The following is a 17,053-nucleotide window of genomic DNA, read 5'->3' as shown; positions in this document are numbered from 1 at the left end:
TCTCTTAAGGTCGTTGGCGCGGTGGTCATCTTGGGCGCAATTGCCGTCGGGCTGCTGTAGTACTGGCGCCATCAGGAACGATACCCTTCGACCGATGACGCCTATGTGGGGGCGAACATCATATACGTGGCACCACAAGTCACCGGTCAGGTTGCCGAAGTGCTTGTGATTGAGAACCAGCCGGTCAAAACCGGGGACTTGCTGTTCACAATCGACGATACGCAATTCAAAGCTTCGGTCGATCAGGCCAAGGCCAACCTCGACAGCGCGGTGCAGCAGGCGCAGTCTTACGGTACGCAGATCGCGGCTGCACAAGCAGTGGTCGACAGCACGCAGTCGGCCTACAATACGGCTCAGAGCAATCTGGAACGTGCTAAGGCGCTGTTTTCAGATGGTGATCTGGCGCAGGCGTCACTGGATCAGACCAGTTCGGAATTTGCGCGCGCCGCGGCGCAACTTACCACAAGCCAATCCGCCCTGTTGGCCTTACAAAGTGGTTTGGCGGCCAAACAGGACGATATACTGTCATCGCAAGCCCAAGTGGAAATTGCTCAGGCCAATCAAAATTGGACCAAGATCTTTGCATCGGCAGATGGGTGGATCGCCAACCTGACTCTCAGGCCCGGATCGTCGGTTTCAGCTAACGCGCCGCAGTTTTCGATCGTCGAGTCGTCTGATTGGTGGGTAGATGCCAATTTCAAAGAGACATCACTGCCGCGCATTCGTCCGGGTCAGCAGGTCACGGTAAAGATCGACATGATGCCGGGCGTCACCCTGACGGGCAAAGTTGCGTCAATCGGACGGGGGTCGGGGGATACGTTTTCGCTTCTGCCGTCCGAAAATGCCAGCGGCAATTGGGTCAAGGTGACGAGGCGCTTTCCGGTGCGGGTTGAACTTGATCCGACGGATGCCCCATTGCGAGTGGGTGGCAGTAGCAAGGTGACCGTGGATACCACACCGCAGGCCCAAAAATGACATCCCCGGCAGCAGGCCACATCAATCCGGTGATTGTGGTTGCTGTTGTCCTCAGCGCTATTCTTGAGGTGCTCGACAGTACAATCGTCAATGTCGCGCTGCCCCATATTCAGGCGGCGTTCGGCGCAACAACCGATCAGGCCACGTGGATACTGACCAGTTATATTGTGTCGGCCGTTGTGGTCATGCCACTGACGGGCTTTGTCGCCCGCCGTGTCGGCCGTCGACGTCTGATCCTGACCGCTGTGACCGGGTTCGCGACGATGTCGGTCATGTGTGGCCTGTCCTGGAGCCTTGAGACCATTGTTGCCTTTCGCCTGGCGCAAGGCATGTTCGGGGCGTTTCTGATCCCGTTGTCCCAATCCATTCTATTCGACGCCTATCCCCGTGAAAAACGTGGGCAGGCGATGGCGGTCTTCGGTTTGGGAGTCGTCGTGGCCCCGGTGTTGGGTCCCACGGTAGGAGCAATCCTGACCGAATACTTCTCGTGGCGAATGGTGTTCTTCGTGAACCTGCCGGTAGCCGCGATGGCGTTGCTTTTGTTGGCCGGAGAGTTGCCAGACGATGAAACAGAAGAAGTTAGCATCGATTGGACCGGTCTTGCCCTTCTGGCCATCGGAATTGGCTGCCTTCAGTTTTTTCTGGATCAGGGAGAAACCAAGGACTGGCTGTCATCGCGTGTCATTCAGGTTGCAGTAATCGCGTCGATTTTGGGTGCGCTTGGTTTCATCATTCATGTTTTGACCACCGAGAAGCCGGTAGTCGATTTGCGGTTTTTTGCGGATCGCAATTTTGCGCTGTGCAATCTGGTAATCGCCGGATTTGCGATTTCCCTTTTTGGGGGTATCGCGATCCTGCCGACTTTCGTTCAGAATCTGCTGGATTATCCGGTCATCACATCCGGACATCTGTTTATACCGCGAGGCGTCGCGGCGGGGCTGTCGATGGTTCTGACCGGCGCAGTTCTGGTCACGCGATTTGACCCGCGCGTTCTGGCTGGTTTGGGCATGTTTCTGACGGCCGTCAGCAATTTCATGATGGGCAGGCTCAACATGGATGCAGGTTTTTGGGAACTGGCATGGCCAGGAGCAGTAAGTGGTCTGGGGATGGGGCTGGTGTTTGTGCCAATGTCGATTTTGGCTTTCGAGAGCATCTCGAAGACCCGTCAGGACGAAGCATCCGGCCTGTTCAATGTGACCCGCCAGCTTGGGTCATCGGTTGGTATTTCTCTGGTGGGCACTTGGGTCGTTCGTGGGCTTCAGACAAACACAGCTATTCTCAGCCAAAATGTGACGCCCTATAACCCGGCCGCGCAAGCTTATCTTGCGCCACTGAACCTGACGCCAGACAGTGCGCAGGGGGCGGCCATTCTGGGGCAGGAGATCGCGCAGCAGGCTGAACTGATTTCATATCTAACCGTCTTCAACAATCTGGGGCTTTTGGCTTTGGCGACCATTCCGCTGCTGTTCTTTTGCAAAGCACCTAAACCTGGAATGCAGACGTCGGTGCCTGCACATTAACGCATTACGAACAAGCCAAATGCCAATGCCGCCCAGCAAAGACCCAGGCTGAGCATTATATTGCCCGCCGCCAGCGCGATGGTCCGTTCGCGTCTGAGTTCCAGCGACTGATAGGCAAAACTGGAAAAAGTCGTGAAGCCGCCACAAAAGCCAAAGACCAGGCGTCTTTGTTCTTCGCCCATCTCTATTGATCCGCCGAGATAGCCGATCCACAAACCCAGCAGCAGGCTACCCAGAACGTTTACAATCAGGGTCGAAAACGGCAGGTCATGAACAATCCGCAGTGCGATCCAGTGGCGCAAAACAGCCCCTAAACCGCCGCCCAATCCGAACATCGCGTGCAGGAACAATTCGTTCATTCAGTCGCCCTCGGCGGATGAAAGCGCCGTCCGATAGCCTCACCCAGAATGGCGGCTGCCAGTCCCGCCGCGATTTCCAACGCGGCGGCCGAAGCCGCAACCCAGATGTTGGACAACGCCAACCGCTCCAATTCCGCAACAAACGAGGAAAAGGTCGACAGGCCACCACAAAAGCCGACAGCTCCAAGATGCAGCACATGGGCATGGACGCGGTTTCGAACCGAATACAGCCACCCCAGTATGAAGCAGGCCACTATATTGATGCCAAAGGTCTGCGTCAGAAATCCGGCATGCGGTATGCTCACCGAGAACAACTCGCGCAGCAGCGACCCAACTGCGCCACCAAAGAACACGGCTCCGAACATCAATGCCGTGGTCCGAACATGCGTTCGTTTCTGTGTCACAGCCTGCCGTCCTGCCCCAATCCCGTTTCTTCGGGCATAATGGCTGACGTTGCCCGGATCAACCGTGACCAATGTCCGCGCCTTATTTCACATCTTCGCCCGATTACGTGAAGGCGGGCACAATCGCTTGCAATCTAACAGCGATTTGGCCCACGTTTGGCAAACACCTCGGCTGCTACCGCAGACCGGAAAGCACGCGATCCTGGGAGAGCACGAATGATTGTACGCAGACTCTATTACTTCATTGCATATGTGTGTCTGCCGCTGACTCTGTTGTGGGGTTTTTTCTGGCCGCCCGCCCATTGGTTGCTGGTAGTGCTTATTCCATATGCCGTAATCGGCCTTTACGACATGCTGACGACCAAGCACAACGTTCTGAACAATTATCCGGTCCTGGGGCATTTCCGGTACATGCTGGAGTTCGTCAGCCCGGAAATCCGGCAGTATTTTGTTGAAACCAACGAAAGCGGCCGCCCTTTTAACAGAATCGTACGATCACTTGTCTACTCGCGTGCCAAAGGACAGGTGGATACGCAGGCATTTGGTACACAATACGACGTCCTGTCAGTCGGATATCATCGTGCCAACCACTCGCTTGCGCCCAAGCATGTGGATGAAAGCGAAGAACGGATCATGCTGGGTGGGCCGCAATGCACGCAGCCATACAGCGCGTCGCGGCTGAACGTCTCCGCCATGAGCTTTGGGGCACTCAGCGCCAATGCGATCCGGGCTTTGAATGGCGGCGCCAAGGACGGAGGATTTGCGCACAACACCGGGGAAGGCGGCCTGTCCCCGCACCATCTGGCCGAGGGTGGCGACATCATTTGGCAGATCGGAACAGGCTATTTTGGTTGCCGCACGCCCGAGGGTGGTTTTGACAAGGACCTGTTTGCCGAAAAGGCCAAAAAGGACGTTGTCAAAGCGATTGAAATCAAGCTGTCGCAGGGGGCCAAACCCTCGCATGGCGGGGTGCTGCCTGCCGCAAAAGTGGATCAGGAAATTGCCGAAATTCGCGGCGTGCCCGAACATCAGGACGTGATATCCCCGCCCACCCACTCTGCCTTCGAAGGCCCGACCGGTCTGATCCATTTTGTGCAGCATCTGCGGGAAATGTCTGGCGGCAAACCAATCGGGTTCAAGCTGTGTATTGGCAGACCGTCCGAATTCATGGCGATTTGCAAGGCGATGCTGGAAACAGGAATCCTGCCGGATTTCATCACAATTGACGGTGCCGAAGGCGGTACCGGTGCCGCCCCGGTCGAATTCACCAACCGTTTGGGCATGCCGTTGAACGAGGCGCTGATTTTCGTAAACAACTGCCTGCGTGGCGTCGGTTTGCGCGACGAAATCCGGATCATCTGTTCGGGTAAGGTGGCCACCGGCTACGACATGGTCGAGAAATTCGCGCTGGGGGCCGACATGTGCAACGCGGCACGCGCGATGATGTTTGCCGTGGGGTGTATTCAGGCGTTGCATTGCAACACCAACCGCTGCCCGTCCGGCGTTGCCACTCAGGACCCGATACGGGGCAGGGCGGTCAATGTTCCCCAAAAACGCCAGCGCGTACACCGCTTTCACGATGCGACCTTGGAAAGCTTCCGCGAACTTTTGGGCGCTATGGGCAAAGACAAGGTGTCCGAGCTTCACCCGGTGGATATCCGCCGCCGCACGGCAGACGAGCGGGAACGGTCTTATGCCGAACTATATACCCTTATCGACGAAGGCGTTTTGTTGACAGACGCAATACCGTCCGACTTCGCGGCCGATTGGAAACTCGCGTCGGCGGACCGCTTTTAATTTTTTTTGGCTATTTCGCCAAGGATTGACGTTTTCGATCCGTCATACTCAGTGTGATGCGTATGAAAACATCGGATGAGGACTTGGCCAGGGCCGCCGCGGACGGGGACGCTGATGCGTTTGCGACCCTGTTGCAGCGCCATTACGATCGGGTCTTTCGTCTGGCTTTTCGTCTGACCGGACGGGCTGATCAGGCTGAGGATCTCACACAGGATATCTGTGCGGCGCTGCCCACCAAAATCGCGGGCTTCCGGGCGCAGGCCAAGTTCACGACCTGGCTCTATCGCGTCGTCGTCAACGCGGCCGAGGACGCTCGGCGTCGCCAGGCAAGTCACAGCCGCGCCGTCGCAGGGTGGGGTGATGTGGAGCAATTGCGACGGGCAGAGGCGACCGAAACGGCCCAAGCAATGGATTGGTTGCAGCGCGCCATGCGGTCTCTGCCACTCGATTTGCAAGACACACTGGCCCTGACATTAGAGGATGAAATGACTCACGCCGAAGCTGCTGCAGTTCTGGGCGTGTCCGAAGGCACCGTGTCCTGGCGCATGTCCGACATTCGCAAACGTCTGCGCGCCCTGCGACAAGAGGAATTGGCACAATGACCGATGATCTTGATGACTTCAAAGCCTTGATGGATGTCGCGACGCCGGCACCAGATGCCGAACGGCGGGCGAAAAACTTGAAATTGGCTCAGAAAAAATTTGCACACAGCCAAGGATCGCATGCTGCGGTGCGTCCGACTGTTAAGCGAGGCCCAATGGCCCGCATGACAGAAGGAGCGAAATCCATGTTGAATGCCTTGTCCCATCGCGGCGCCCTGACCGCCACAACCGCAATTGCCGCTGTTGCGCTGATCATGTTCGTGCCGCAGTCCCGCGACATCGTTGTGCAGCCCCTATCGCGCAGTGAAAGCCCTGCGCCCGCACCCGAAGCAGATTCTGCCGCATTGGAAGATCTCGTCGTTGAGGCCCCGGTCGTAGTTGAAGAGTATGCCGCGCCCGTGCGATCCAAAGCGGCCGCCCCTCAGCAAGGCGTTTCGGGCTTGGTTGCTAAAAACACTGCGCGACTTGGCGTCACTTCGGGCGATGCCACTCATATGATGGTTGAAACAGAGGTGGGAATTCTGCCCCTCCCGGATACCGAGGTGTTTTCAAACGCTGAAGCCAATCCTCTGAAAGTCACCAGTGAAGAGCCTGTTTCCACCTTTTCAATTGACGTTGATACGGCCTCATATTCGATCGTCCGGTCCTCTCTTATGCGCGGTCAGCTTCCACCCAAGGACGCCGTCCGTGTCGAAGAGATGGTAAATTATTTTCCTTACTCGTACCCCGCACCAGAAGGGGACGCGCCGTTCCGGCCGACGATCACAGTAACACCGACGCCTTGGAATGAGGGTACACAGCTTGTGCACGTCGGTATCCAAGGGGCATTGCCGCAGATTGAGGACCGACCACCGCTTAATCTGGTCTTTCTGATCGATACCTCGGGATCGATGCATGATGCCAACAAACTACCTCTGTTAAAACAATCGTTCCGTTTGATGCTGTCAGAGTTGCGAGATGAGGACGAGGTCTCGATCGTGACCTATGCCGGAAGCGCGGGGCAGGTTCTGGAACCCACCGCGGCCGTGGAACGTGACAAAATCCTCGGCGCGCTCGACCAGTTGGAGGCAGGCGGTTCGACCGCAGGTCAGGCCGGGTTGCAACAGGCATATCAGGTAGCCGAAAGCATGAGCGCCGACGACGAGGTCACGCGCGTCATCCTGGCAACGGATGGCGACTTTAATGTTGGCTTGTCTGATCCTGATGCGCTGAAAGACTTCATAGCAAATAAACGTGACAGCGGTACGTTTCTGAGTGTTTTGGGTTTTGGCCGGGGAAATCTGGACGATGCCACGATGCAGGCACTTGCGCAGAACGGAAACGGACAGGCCGCGTATATCGACACGCTGAGCGAGGCGCAAAAAGTCCTGGTGGACCAGTTGACCGGCGCATTGTTCCCAATCGCAAACGACGTAAAAATTCAGGTCGAATTCAACCCGTCACAAATCGCTGAGTATCGCCTGATAGGATACGAGACGCGCGCGTTGCGTCGGGAAGATTTCACCAATGACAAAGTGGACGCCGGCGATATCGGCGCAGGCCACTCGGTTACGGCGATTTTCGAGGTCACGCCTGTTGGTTCAGACGCGATCCTGAACGATCCGTTGCGTTATAATGCCCAAGCGGTACGTGACGGTTCGGATGAGATCGGGTTTTTCAAACTGCGTTATAAAACGCCGGGGTCCGATCAGAGCCAGTTGATCGAACAGCCCATTGCGGCGGCGCAGGACGAGGTTTCAGACGATGTCCGCTTTTCCTATGCCATCGCCGGGTTCGGGCAGTTATTGCGCGGTGCAGAATATCTGGGGAACTGGTCCTACGACGATGCGATCGGATTGGCAAACGCAGCCCGCGGTGAAGATCCCTTTGGGTACAGGGCCGAAGCCGCCACGCTCATGCGGCTTGCGCAAACGTTGTCAAGGTAACAGCGGGCAATGGGGCGCTGCGTTGGGCAGCGCCCGTGTCCCGTCAATACGATCTTTGGTTGTTGGCCGCATGTGTATTGATCCGGCGCACGCTCCACTCTACGGCGTCGCGCATGGTCCTGCCCAAAGCATCGTCAAAGGCTTTCACAAGGTCAGGCGTCGCATCGCTAGCAGAGGCAACAACTTCGCGAAATGAACTGGACGCGATGATCTTGTCTTCGAATTCATCAATGATCTTAATGTTCATGCGCACTTCGACGCGAATGGTTTTTGTCCCCTCAACATCGCTGACGACGAACCCCTGAAATTCGCGCAGGTCCGGAACGATGACATAATCGGCGCGCAGGCCTACGGTTGAGCGACCAACAGCGGCCACCTTGCCGCTGTTTTCATAGCTTTCGACCAGTAACGCCTGCACGATAAGCGGTGCACGGTCGACCCATCTGGCACGCGGTAGGTATTGCACCTGCAATGGGGTCGGCTGAATAGCGATCTGATCGGTATTGACCGCCGCCGTTGCAGTTGGTTCCTGTACAACGATTTGTTTCTGCACACGCGGCAAAGAAGACGAAAAGGTGCTTTTCGGCGTCAAAAGATACAGGTCGTTTGGCTTGGATGCCTGCCTCAGCGTGCCCAACCCGGTGCACGCGCCCAGCGACCCCAACGCCAGAACCAAAAGAAACAGCCTGATCATTGGCGAAACTCCGAAGCTTGGGTTCCCAGTAAGAAGCGTGCCGGGTCACGTTCGACCTTGTCCACCAGCCGATCCAGGCTGATTACCAATCGTTGCGACTCTTCTACGAAACGTGTGAATTGCGGCAGGCCGACGCGGAGGAAGTCGGACAATTGCCGTCGGTTGTCCTGAACGATGCCGTCGATGGTGCCCAGCAACTCGGACGCCGATCGCGATGCATTAAGGATATCGGCCGAAATTTCGTCCAACTTGCTTGTGACATTTGACACTGTTGAGGCGACTTGATTGGCCGCATTGCGGATATCGTCCATGACTGCGCCGACGTCTTTGTTGATGACCTCATTGGCCGAGTCAAAAGCGCGTTCCGCAGAAGCCAATGTGGTGTTTGCTGTATCCATCGCTGCCGTGATCGACCCCAGTGTTTTGTTTGCATTCACAAAGGTCTCGGTCGCGGTCGCCAAAGCAACGCTGCCTTCGTCGGACAGGCCGGTCAGGCGTTCTGCCAATTTCGAGGCGCGATCGATGAAGGGTTTCACGTCCTCCTGTATCATACGATCGGCGGAATCAATTGTGGTCTTGGCGCTGTTCAGTGTTTCTGTCGCGGACTCGGATGCAGTTTTTACGCTTTTGAGTGTGTCTGTCCCTGTCGTCAGGGTGGTTTCGGCTGTGTCGGCCAATTTATCAAGCCGCGTTGTAAAGTTGCCCAGTTGCTTGGCTGCGCCGCCGAGGTCGGTGGACAAGCTTTCGAAATCTGTCAGCGTTTTGTCCAGTCTACCGGATGCAGAAGCCAGATTGTCCAAAATTTCGCTGACGGATTGGCGGTTCTTGTCGTCAACGACCGAGTTCAGACTCTCAAGCAGGGTAACCGCCTCATCCAGAACTTTCGGGGCACCTTCGAACAAGGATTGAATCGCGCTGCGCTTGCTTTTGATTACGCTGTTTTCCGGCAAGGGCTTTTCGCCGCTTTTGCCGCCCGTCAGCTCAACATAACTGACGCCAGTAACACCCAGAGATTGTAGCTGCGCGATGGTATCTTCGGTGACAGGTATGTCGGCATCTACTTCAAGCTTAACGCGCACCTTTGACGGATCGTCCTCGTCCAGGTTCAACGAAATCACCTGACCCACGGGCAAGCCGTTGAAGCTTACGCCACCTGCGGAGGAGAGGCCCGATACGTTTTCGAACAGAACGTCGTAATATGCGTATTGGCGCGACACCTCGAATTTCGCGAGCCATAGGAAAAACCCGAAGGCACCAAGGATGCCCGCGATTGTGAACGCGCCGATCAGGATATAGTTTGCCCGGGTTTCCATAGCCTTTACCTATCCTGACCCTTCTCTTGCGCCGCGCGGGCCCGGGGGCCGGTGAAATACTCTTGAACCCAAGGATGGTCGACTTTGGTCATTTCTTCAATCGGACCTTCAACCAGAACCCGTTTTTCTGCGAGCACTGCGACCCTATCGCAAATGGCATAAAGACTATCGAGGTCATGCGTGACCATAAAGACCGTCAAGCCTAATGCATGCTGCAATTCGCCGATCAACTCGTCATACGCAGCCGCGCCGATTGGGTCGAGGCCCGCGGTTGGCTCGTCCAGAAACACAATTTCCGGGTCCAACGCCAAGGCGCGGGCAAGGGCGGCGCGTTTGCGCATTCCGCCGGACAATTCGGAAGGCAATTTCCCGCAACTCAGTTGCGGCAAACCGACAAGGCTGATCTTCAGGTTACCAAGCGCGCACATCAGGTTTTCGCTCAGCCCTGTATGTTCGCGCAGTGGCGCCATCACGTTCTGCAAGACCGTCAGCGAGGAAAACAATGCCCCATCCTGAAAGGCAACGCCCCAGCGACGCTCAATCCGGCGGCGTTCCTGCTCTGGGCCATTCAATACGTCGACACCCAGCACCTCGATGCTGCCCGCCGCGGGTCTGTTCAAGCCCACAATCGTGCGCAGCAGAACCGATTTGCCAGTTCCCGATCCGCCGACGATCCCCAGAACTTCACCACGCCACACATCCAGATTCAGATTCTGATGTACAACTTGAGGCCCAAACTGGTTTGTAAGATTGCGAACGCGGATAACCGCTTCGCGTTGAGCGTCGGATTTAGAAGTTTGTTCCAGCGTCGTACCGTCCAACTCAGACCTCCATCACCGAAAAGAAGATCGAGAACAAAGCATCCAAAGCGATCACCAGAAAGATGGATTGCACAACCGAAGCCGTGGTTCGTTGCCCGACGGATTGGGCAGACCCCTTGACCTGCATGGCCTGCCAACAAGCAATTACGCCGATGACCAAAGCAAAGAAGGGGGCCTTGATCATGCCAATGGCGAATTGCCAAATACCGGTGTTCTCTTTCAGGCGTGTGACGAACATGCCCGGGCTAACACCCAGGTCAATCCAACTCATCAATCCGCCGCCGATAAGGGCGGCAAGGTCGGCGATGAAACCAAGGATCGGCAGCATGATCAACAGGGCAACAACACGCGGGATCACCAACACCTCGATTGGGTCCAAACCCAACGTGCGCATTGCGTCGATCTCTTCCTGAACCTTCATCGAGCCAATCGAGGCGGTAAAAGCCGATCCTGAACGCCCCGCAACGATTATCGCTGTCAGCAAAATGCCGAGCTCACGCAAAACTGAGATCGAAATCAATTCGACCACGAAAATCTCGGCGCCGAACTGCTTTAGCTGGGTTGCGCCCTGAAAGGCCAGTACGACGCCGATCAGGAACCCCATAAGGGCAACGATCGGGATGGCCTTGAGTCCGGTCTCTTCCATTTGCGAGACCAAGGCCGCTTTGCGCAGACGGCGCGGCATTAGAATTGTACGGACAAGGCGATGCAGCGTCAGACCCAGGAAGCCCAGCAGGGATAGCATGTCTTTTCCGGCCTGGGCGGTGCGTTCCCCGACACTTGCGACCCAGTCGGTAAAACTGCGTTTTTCAGTTGCCACACCGGGGTCGTCGGGAATGTTTTCCGCCACGGTGTCTAAAAGAGCGGAATGGGCGGGCTTTAACCCTTCATAATGTACGGTCGCGCCACTTGCCTTTGCGCGCCGTGCAACATCGGCAATCAGCCATGCGCCACCGGTATCCAGTGCTCCGACCTTCGAAAGATCGACTGTTAGTTCGTCTCTGTCAGCGCTAAACTCTTCAAACGCCTTTTCGACCGTGTCCAGGGATTGAGTCACCAAATCACCCGAAACCCGCAGGTAAACGCCGTTGGCGTCACGGTCCGACTGTATCACTGGCTGCGTCATGAGCGTATGTGATGGCAAAGGACATTGACCTGCAACGGATTTTTGCGAACTGTGTTGTATTTATTGGCGCTCAATAGCGTCTAAGTGACATCTCCAGACACGAAGGTCGTGGTTGTGGTTGGTTTTGCGCTCAACTGGGCCGATCGGCGCAAGATCATTTCAAATAAATCTGTTGCTTCTGTTGCATGGGCGCGCCGGGCGAAAATCCGATGGGTCGTGACTCAGGTGTTGCGGGGTTCTGCGAACCAAGACAGAGTTCGCTCTGGCGCCACTGACGTGGAATCAGGGAGAGCGAAATGCGGCACGCTAAGAATGTTTTGTTCATCATCATAGATCAGTTGCGCGCCGACTGTTTGAACGGCGCTTTAGCGGCCCATGTCGATCTGCCAAACCTGCGTGCATTCATGGACGAGGCGGTGACGTTTGACCGGCATTTTTCGGTGACCAACCCCTGTGGTCCATCGCGTGTGTCAATCCTGACCGGGCAATATGCGATGAACCACCGATCGGTTCGCAATGGAACCCCGTTGCGGCATGACACCCCGAACATCGCGACCGAAATGCGCAAAGCCGGCTATCTGCCCATGCTGTTTGGATACACGGATACATCCGCCGATCCTAGGGTACATGACCACAACGATCCGATCCTGAAATCCTATGAACACCCAATGGCTGGGTTTCACGAGGTCCTCGAAATGCGGTTGGAGGAATCCTATCCTTGGCGCGGACATCTGATGCAAAAGGGCTATGCGTTCGAGGATTACTGGGATGTTCACAAGCCGGTCGCACCGGATGGGGGTGAACCCCGGTTGAATGACCCGGCGATGTACCGGGCTGAAGACAGCGATACAGCCTTTCTGACGGACGTGTTCTTGAACAGCATGGCGCCTTATGTTGGCCAAGACTGGTTTGCCCATCTGACCTATATTCGACCACACCCGCCATTGGTCGCCCCGGCACGCTACAACGATATGTATGACCCAGCGACCCTGCCTCGGCCCGCAGGGTTCTCTGATCCGATGGATGAACGGGCGATGCATCCGTTTATTGGCCCGACAATTGACAATACGTCCGCCGGTGACTTTGTTTTGGGCTTTGAAGAGGTTGAGTCGACGCTTGAAAACATCCAAACGCTGCGCGCCGTTTATCTGGGCCTTGCGACTGAGGTTGACCATCACATCGGGCGTGTAGTCCAATTCTTGAAGGATAGTGGCCAATATGACAACACGATGGTTGTCATTACTGCGGACCACGGAGAGATGCTGGGCGACCGACACAGCTGGGGCAAGATGGCTGTCTTTGACGCCGCCTACAAAACACCGTTGATGATCAGGATGCCGGACAATCAACCGCATGCCGGGTCGGTGATCTCGGTACCGACGGAATCCATCGACATAACGCCGACTATTTTGGATTGGATCGGCCAGCCGATCCCAAATTCCATGGACGGTCGATCGTTGCTGCCGCTGATGCAAGGGCAAATCCCTGACGATTGGCGCAGCTATTCCTTCAGCGAGTTGGATTTTGCCGAACCAGAGCAACCTACGATCTGGCAGCAGGTTTTGGGTACGGGTAATAGCGATTCATGTCTGGGCATCCTGAGGGATGAGCGTTTCACTCTGGTCGAGTTCGCCGCAGACCTTCCGCCCATGCTGTTTGATCACCAGGATGGTGGAGAATTGCGGAACAAGGCGAATGATCCCGAATATTTGTCGGTCTTGATGCGCCTATCCAGAAAAATGTTGCGCCATCGGATGCAAAATATGGATCATACACTGTCTCTGGATTCCATTACGGCGGATGGTCCCAAGACCAAATCCAGGTATTGATCGCAAAATATGTGCGACCCGTTTTTCCAACCTGTCGCGCTCTTGCCCTCTACACCTGTAACAGATCCAGTGTTACGCATGTGTCGCGGGGAGGATGGATTTGGAAATAACCGAGCAACAGATAAAGTCCATGACGACGGCTGGTCTGAATCTGATCGGCCAGGCCCTGTCAATTTATGACAGCCAGCTTCGGCTGGTGGTCAGCAATCGACCGTTTCAGACGATGTTTGATCTGCCGGACCATCTCGTACAGCCCGGCGCTTTGTTCAGTGACACGATCCGCCACCTCGCATCCAGTGGCGAATACGGCGATGTCGATGATGTCGAAGCGGCTGTCGATCTGCGCGTCAATCAGGCGCTGACATTCGAACCTCATTACATCGAACGCGTTCGGGCCAATGGTCAGGTTATTTCGGTTGAAGGTGCCCCCTTGCCCAAAGGCGGATGGGTGGCGGTCTATACAGACATCACCAATACGAAACAGGCTGAGGCGCTGTTGCGCGCCCGTTCCGAGGAGCTTTCTGGTCAGTTGTTCGACCGGGCTGAAGAGCTGTCAGCAGCGAACAGAAAACTGGCGGCCACAAACTCGGCTTTGGAAGAAGCCAAACGCCAATTGACCGAGATCGAAGCGCGCACCCGTATGACGACCGAGATGATGCCGGCCCATATTGCACATCTGGACGCCAAAGGCTGCTACGATTACTCCAACCGGCGGCTAAACTCGGTCATGCCAGGTCGCCCGTCCGAGATTTTGGGTATGCATATTTCTAAGGCTTTGGGCTCTGCCGCTTTTACACGGGTCCAGGCGCATCTGCAAAAGGCCTATGCCGGGGAAACCTCTGTTTTCGAATTTACCGAAGATCAGGATTCCAGGCGCATTCGCGTATCCTTCACACCTGATGGCGAAGGTGGTGTTTACATCATGTCCGTCGACATCACTGAGGAAACGCAAGCGCGCGTCGCGCTGCAACAAACCCGTCGCCGCGCGATGGCCGCACAAATGACCAGCGGGTTGGCGCATGATTTCTCGAACCTTTTGACCATTATTCTGGGCATGCAGTCCAGGCTGGAAAAGATGGATTTGCCGGAAGATGCTCGTGAGCTGATTGACGCTACCAAGCAGACAGCGCGCAGGGGTGGGCAACTGTTGAATCGCATCGCCGATATGACGGGTAACCGGACACCTCAACCCAAAGCGACGGACATGCGCGGATTGCTTGAGGATTTGCGCATTCTGGCCTCTCCATCCCTGCCGCGCGGGGTCGGCTTGTCGGTGGTTAATACGTTGCCGGACAAAGCTCTGATGCTGGATCCCGGGATGGTTCAGGACGCCTTGCTGAACCTGGTTTTGAACGCGCGGGATGCTTGTGGAGAATCCGGCCAGATCACAATCAGCGCCCATACCATTGGTGAGATATGGACCGAAATCGCAGTGTCAGACACTGGCCCCGGGTTTTCGAAAGATGCATTGGAAAAGGCGTTGAACCCGTTTTTCACAACCAAAGGCGACAAAGGGTCGGGTCTTGGTCTGCCGATGGTCTACGACACCGTCAAGCTGGCCGGCGGCGACCTGAGTTTGCGCAATACTCCGTCAGGTGCATCGGTCATTTTGCGACTGCCGTACCGAGCAGCCCTGCCAGTACAGGAAGGGTTGGTTCTGTTGGTCGAAGACAGCAACGATCTGCGCAGTCAATTCCGCGATATGTTGGTCGACATCGGGTTTGCAGTGATTGAGGCGACGTCTTGTGACGAAGCCATCGCCCTGGCAAAAGATGTCAAAGACATTGCTTTGGTGCTGTCCGATATTCGCCTTGAAGGGCAGGAGACGGGTTTGGATCTTTTGGCAAAACTGGAGCCCGCCTTGCCCCGTATCCTTATGACATCCTTGCCTTATTCCGATCCGTTGTATCGCGAGGCGCTGAAACGTGCGCCGGTGCTGCGGAAACCCTTTACCCGGGCCCAACTGTCCGCCCTGATCCGTGACGAGGCTGCCTGATGACCCAACCGCTGGTGACCATCGTCGATGATGAGCCCGAGATCCGGCGCATTCTGACCGACGCGCTTGAAGAAGCAGGCTTTCGCACCCAGAGTTTTGCGCGCGCGCGGGAATTCGAAGCGTCGCTCAAACGGGTTACGCCGGACGTATGTCTGGTTGATTTGTCCCTGCCGGATACGGATGGGTTGGCACTGGTCCATCGGCTGGCATTGGAGCAGGGGGCTTCGGTCATCATCATTTCTGGTCGTGCGCAGGTACAGGATCGCGTCACCGGTCTGGAACTGGGGGCGGATGACTATATTACCAAGCCGTTCGACCCGGCCGAAGTTGTGGCACGCATTCGGGCGCGGTTGCGATCCCCCAAGGCGCAGACCGCACAATCTGACGTGGCACGTTTCAACGGCTGGACGGCCTACTTTGATCGCTACATCCTAGAAGACGGATCCGGTGCCGAAACTCCGTTCAGCCATGCAGAGGGCGAAGTTCTGAAGCTGTTTCTGGAAAGTCCCAAGCGATTGATCAGCCGCACTCAGATGCAAGATGCTCTGGGTGGTGCTGCCGGCGACAGTTTTGATCGTGCGATGGATGTCAGAATTTCCAGGTTGCGGACCAAACTGGGCGAAGACCCCAAAAACCCTCGCCTGATCAAAACTATCTATGGTGCCGGATATATTTTTTTGGGCGATGTTGAATGGTAAGCACTGGTCAAAACGACGACTTGCCGCACAAAAAGACAGGGCGCTGTTCCGGTCGTGTCGCGGTTTTTTGACTGAGGTAGAGGTAAACGCATGCCTTGGTGCTTGTTGATGTTAATCAATCGCGAGCAGGTTTCTGAGTGATTTCCTTGAAAGGCTGCCACTTACCCACGGGATTGGATGAAACCTATCTGCGAGTTCGCGGTAGGTGGGTGCAAATTTATTGAGGCGTCAACATAGCATGAAAAAGTCAGTTCACACCCGGACTCCCTCTGTTTCTGCGGCTTGCTCAATTGGCAAGGAGCAGCGCCACTTGAGCGGTTCAAATTGAAAGTTAGTGCACGGTTGGCCTTGACCTCTCCCGGTTTCCGGTCAGGTATTCATGCGGCCTTTCGGGTTTCGGTTAGTTGGCCACGATTACGTTCAGCGTCAAGTTTCCGAGCGAAGAATATGACCTGTTTTCATAATAGTCGTGCCTCCAATTGTTGATCTGGGTTTGCGCGCCATCCATCGGCAATAGCCATGTCGCGTCCTCGTCTGACTAGGCGGGCAAAACGCCTGCCTATTCCTCACGTCCCGCTACGATCAATCCCCTGGACCGCAGAAGTTCGGTCAATGGTCCGTCTTCCAGACCAACATCCAGAATCTCGTAGTTTTCCAGTGCCGTAGCATCGGCATTACCCATCCGGCCGAGAGTCAGGTCCGGAGTGTGGGTTTCAAGCTGTATATCACCTTAGGCCAGCGCAACGCTCCAGCCAGATCGATCACGCGCCAAAGCCGGTAATTGCGTTCGGAGGGATTCATAACAACTTCATTATTCAAGACATCGCAAGGGCGCGCTGGTTACGCGTAGTATCATCTCTTCTACTTCACGCAGGCTCGAATTGAAGCAAAAAAGAGAGCCACACCGTGTGAGTGTTGTCCAAACGAGGCAATCGATAGCGCAAGTAGCAGACTAACGAAAAATTCATCGAAGTCATCAATGCACAATTGCCAA

15 protein-coding genes are annotated in these 17,053 nt (G+C 55.8%); 8 read left to right on the top strand and 7 right to left on the bottom strand.

Going from position 1 to position 17,053, the window contains the following annotated elements:
* Positions 1-126: 126 nt before the first annotated feature.
* Positions 127-975, top strand: coding sequence for an HlyD family secretion protein (locus AC2FJF_RS09830; protein WP_496725058.1), 849 nt, complete (start codon positions 127-129; stop codon positions 973-975).
* Positions 972-2,495, top strand: a complete 1,524-nt coding sequence (locus tag AC2FJF_RS09825; RefSeq protein ID WP_496725056.1) for a DHA2 family efflux MFS transporter permease subunit — start codon at positions 972-974, stop codon at positions 2,493-2,495. The genes AC2FJF_RS09830 and AC2FJF_RS09825 overlap by 4 nt, the downstream gene beginning before the upstream one ends.
* Here AC2FJF_RS09825 and AC2FJF_RS09820 read toward each other — a convergent pair.
* Positions 2,492-2,854, bottom strand: a complete 363-nt coding sequence (locus AC2FJF_RS09820; protein ID WP_496725054.1) for a fluoride efflux transporter FluC — start codon at positions 2,852-2,854, stop codon at positions 2,492-2,494. The two genes, AC2FJF_RS09825 and AC2FJF_RS09820, sit on opposite strands and share 4 nt — an antisense overlap.
* Positions 2,851-3,258, bottom strand: a complete 408-nt coding sequence (locus tag AC2FJF_RS09815) for a fluoride efflux transporter FluC (protein WP_496725052.1) — start codon at positions 3,256-3,258, stop codon at positions 2,851-2,853. Before AC2FJF_RS09815 ends, AC2FJF_RS09820 begins: the two co-directional genes overlap by 4 nt.
* A 216-nt stretch (positions 3,259-3,474) precedes the next feature.
* Here AC2FJF_RS09815 and AC2FJF_RS09810 point away from each other — a divergent pair, with 216 nt between their 5' ends.
* The 3 genes from AC2FJF_RS09810 to AC2FJF_RS09800 all read left to right on the top strand — a co-directional run bounded on the left by AC2FJF_RS09810 (position 3,475) and on the right by AC2FJF_RS09800 (position 7,582).
* Positions 3,475-5,055, top strand: a complete 1,581-nt coding sequence (locus AC2FJF_RS09810) for an FMN-binding glutamate synthase family protein (protein ID WP_496725050.1) — start codon at positions 3,475-3,477, stop codon at positions 5,053-5,055.
* Positions 5,056-5,117: 62 nt separating this feature from the next.
* Positions 5,118-5,657, top strand: a complete 540-nt coding sequence (locus AC2FJF_RS09805) for an RNA polymerase sigma factor (RefSeq protein ID WP_496725226.1) — start codon at positions 5,118-5,120, stop codon at positions 5,655-5,657.
* Between the two features lie 29 nt (positions 5,658-5,686).
* Positions 5,687-7,582 carry a vWA domain-containing protein gene (locus AC2FJF_RS09800; RefSeq protein ID WP_496725224.1) on the top strand — a complete coding sequence of 632 codons (1,896 nt, stop codon included), beginning with the start codon at positions 5,687-5,689 and terminating at the stop codon, positions 7,580-7,582.
* A 43-nt stretch (positions 7,583-7,625) separates the two neighbouring features.
* Here the strand turns inward: AC2FJF_RS09800 and AC2FJF_RS09795 are convergent, their stop codons facing one another.
* From AC2FJF_RS09795 to AC2FJF_RS09780, 4 genes are read right to left on the bottom strand one after another with little or no spacing between them, the layout of a single operon-like run.
* Positions 7,626-8,276: an ABC-type transport auxiliary lipoprotein family protein gene (locus AC2FJF_RS09795; protein ID WP_109310978.1), complete on the bottom strand. Its 651-nt coding sequence runs from the start codon at positions 8,274-8,276 to the stop codon at positions 7,626-7,628.
* Positions 8,273-9,589 carry an MlaD family protein gene (locus AC2FJF_RS09790; RefSeq protein WP_496725048.1) on the bottom strand — a complete coding sequence of 439 codons (1,317 nt, stop codon included), beginning with the start codon at positions 9,587-9,589 and terminating at the stop codon, positions 8,273-8,275. Before AC2FJF_RS09790 ends, AC2FJF_RS09795 begins: the two co-directional genes overlap by 4 nt.
* 5 nt (positions 9,590-9,594) lie before the next feature.
* The gene (locus AC2FJF_RS09785; RefSeq protein WP_472725066.1) at positions 9,595-10,410 is read right to left on the bottom strand and encodes an ABC transporter ATP-binding protein; all 816 of its coding nucleotides are present in this window, start codon (positions 10,408-10,410) and stop codon (positions 9,595-9,597) included.
* 1 nt (position 10,411) lies between these two features.
* Positions 10,412-11,536 (bottom strand): ABC transporter permease, encoded by a 1,125-nt coding sequence (locus tag AC2FJF_RS09780; RefSeq protein ID WP_496725046.1) that lies wholly within the window; start codon positions 11,534-11,536, stop codon positions 10,412-10,414.
* A 296-nt stretch (positions 11,537-11,832) separates the two neighbouring features.
* Here AC2FJF_RS09780 and AC2FJF_RS09775 point away from each other — a divergent pair, with 296 nt between their 5' ends.
* From AC2FJF_RS09775 to AC2FJF_RS09765, 3 genes are all read left to right on the top strand, one after another.
* On the top strand, positions 11,833-13,365 hold the full coding sequence (locus AC2FJF_RS09775) for a sulfatase-like hydrolase/transferase (RefSeq protein WP_496725044.1): 1,533 nt from the start codon (positions 11,833-11,835) through the stop codon (positions 13,363-13,365).
* Between the two features lie 130 nt (positions 13,366-13,495).
* The gene (locus tag AC2FJF_RS09770) at positions 13,496-15,361 is read left to right on the top strand and encodes a PAS-domain containing protein (protein WP_496725042.1); all 1,866 of its coding nucleotides are present in this window, start codon (positions 13,496-13,498) and stop codon (positions 15,359-15,361) included.
* Positions 15,361-16,059, top strand: a complete 699-nt coding sequence (locus AC2FJF_RS09765) for a response regulator transcription factor (RefSeq protein ID WP_496725040.1) — start codon at positions 15,361-15,363, stop codon at positions 16,057-16,059. The genes AC2FJF_RS09770 and AC2FJF_RS09765 overlap by 1 nt, the downstream gene beginning before the upstream one ends.
* A gap of 559 nt (positions 16,060-16,618) precedes the next feature.
* Here the strand turns inward: AC2FJF_RS09765 and AC2FJF_RS09760 are convergent.
* Positions 16,619-16,741 carry a hypothetical protein gene (locus AC2FJF_RS09760; RefSeq protein WP_496725038.1) on the bottom strand — a complete coding sequence of 41 codons (123 nt, stop codon included), beginning with the start codon at positions 16,739-16,741 and terminating at the stop codon, positions 16,619-16,621.
* Positions 16,742-17,053: the final 312 nt, after the last annotated feature.

The organism is Ruegeria sp. CDSB013 (assembly GCF_059611165.1).
The sequence above is the reverse complement of the archived record's forward strand: the minus strand, read 5'-3'. Positions and strand labels throughout refer to the sequence as shown.

Excerpts from the sequence above, each read along its gene's own strand:
- AC2FJF_RS09825 (WP_496725056.1), top strand. The coding sequence starts at position 972 with ATGACATCCCCGGCAGCAGGCCACATCAATCCGGTGATTGTGGTTGCT.
- AC2FJF_RS09820 (WP_496725054.1), bottom strand. The coding sequence starts at position 2,854 with ATGAACGAATTGTTCCTGCACGCGATGTTCGGATTGGGCGGCGGTTTA.
- AC2FJF_RS09810 (WP_496725050.1), top strand. The coding sequence starts at position 3,475 with ATGATTGTACGCAGACTCTATTACTTCATTGCATATGTGTGTCTGCCG.
- AC2FJF_RS09805 (WP_496725226.1), top strand. The coding sequence starts at position 5,118 with ATGAAAACATCGGATGAGGACTTGGCCAGGGCCGCCGCGGACGGGGAC.
- AC2FJF_RS09800 (WP_496725224.1), top strand. The coding sequence starts at position 5,687 with ATGGATGTCGCGACGCCGGCACCAGATGCCGAACGGCGGGCGAAAAAC.
- AC2FJF_RS09795 (WP_109310978.1), bottom strand. The coding sequence starts at position 8,276 with ATGATCAGGCTGTTTCTTTTGGTTCTGGCGTTGGGGTCGCTGGGCGCG.
- AC2FJF_RS09790 (WP_496725048.1), bottom strand. The coding sequence starts at position 9,589 with ATGGAAACCCGGGCAAACTATATCCTGATCGGCGCGTTCACAATCGCG.
- AC2FJF_RS09780 (WP_496725046.1), bottom strand. The coding sequence starts at position 11,536 with ATGACGCAGCCAGTGATACAGTCGGACCGTGACGCCAACGGCGTTTAC.
- AC2FJF_RS09775 (WP_496725044.1), top strand. The coding sequence starts at position 11,833 with ATGCGGCACGCTAAGAATGTTTTGTTCATCATCATAGATCAGTTGCGC.
- AC2FJF_RS09770 (WP_496725042.1), top strand. The coding sequence starts at position 13,496 with ATGACGACGGCTGGTCTGAATCTGATCGGCCAGGCCCTGTCAATTTAT.
- AC2FJF_RS09765 (WP_496725040.1), top strand. The coding sequence starts at position 15,361 with ATGACCCAACCGCTGGTGACCATCGTCGATGATGAGCCCGAGATCCGG.
- AC2FJF_RS09760 (WP_496725038.1), bottom strand. The coding sequence starts at position 16,741 with ATGGGTAATGCCGATGCTACGGCACTGGAAAACTACGAGATTCTGGAT.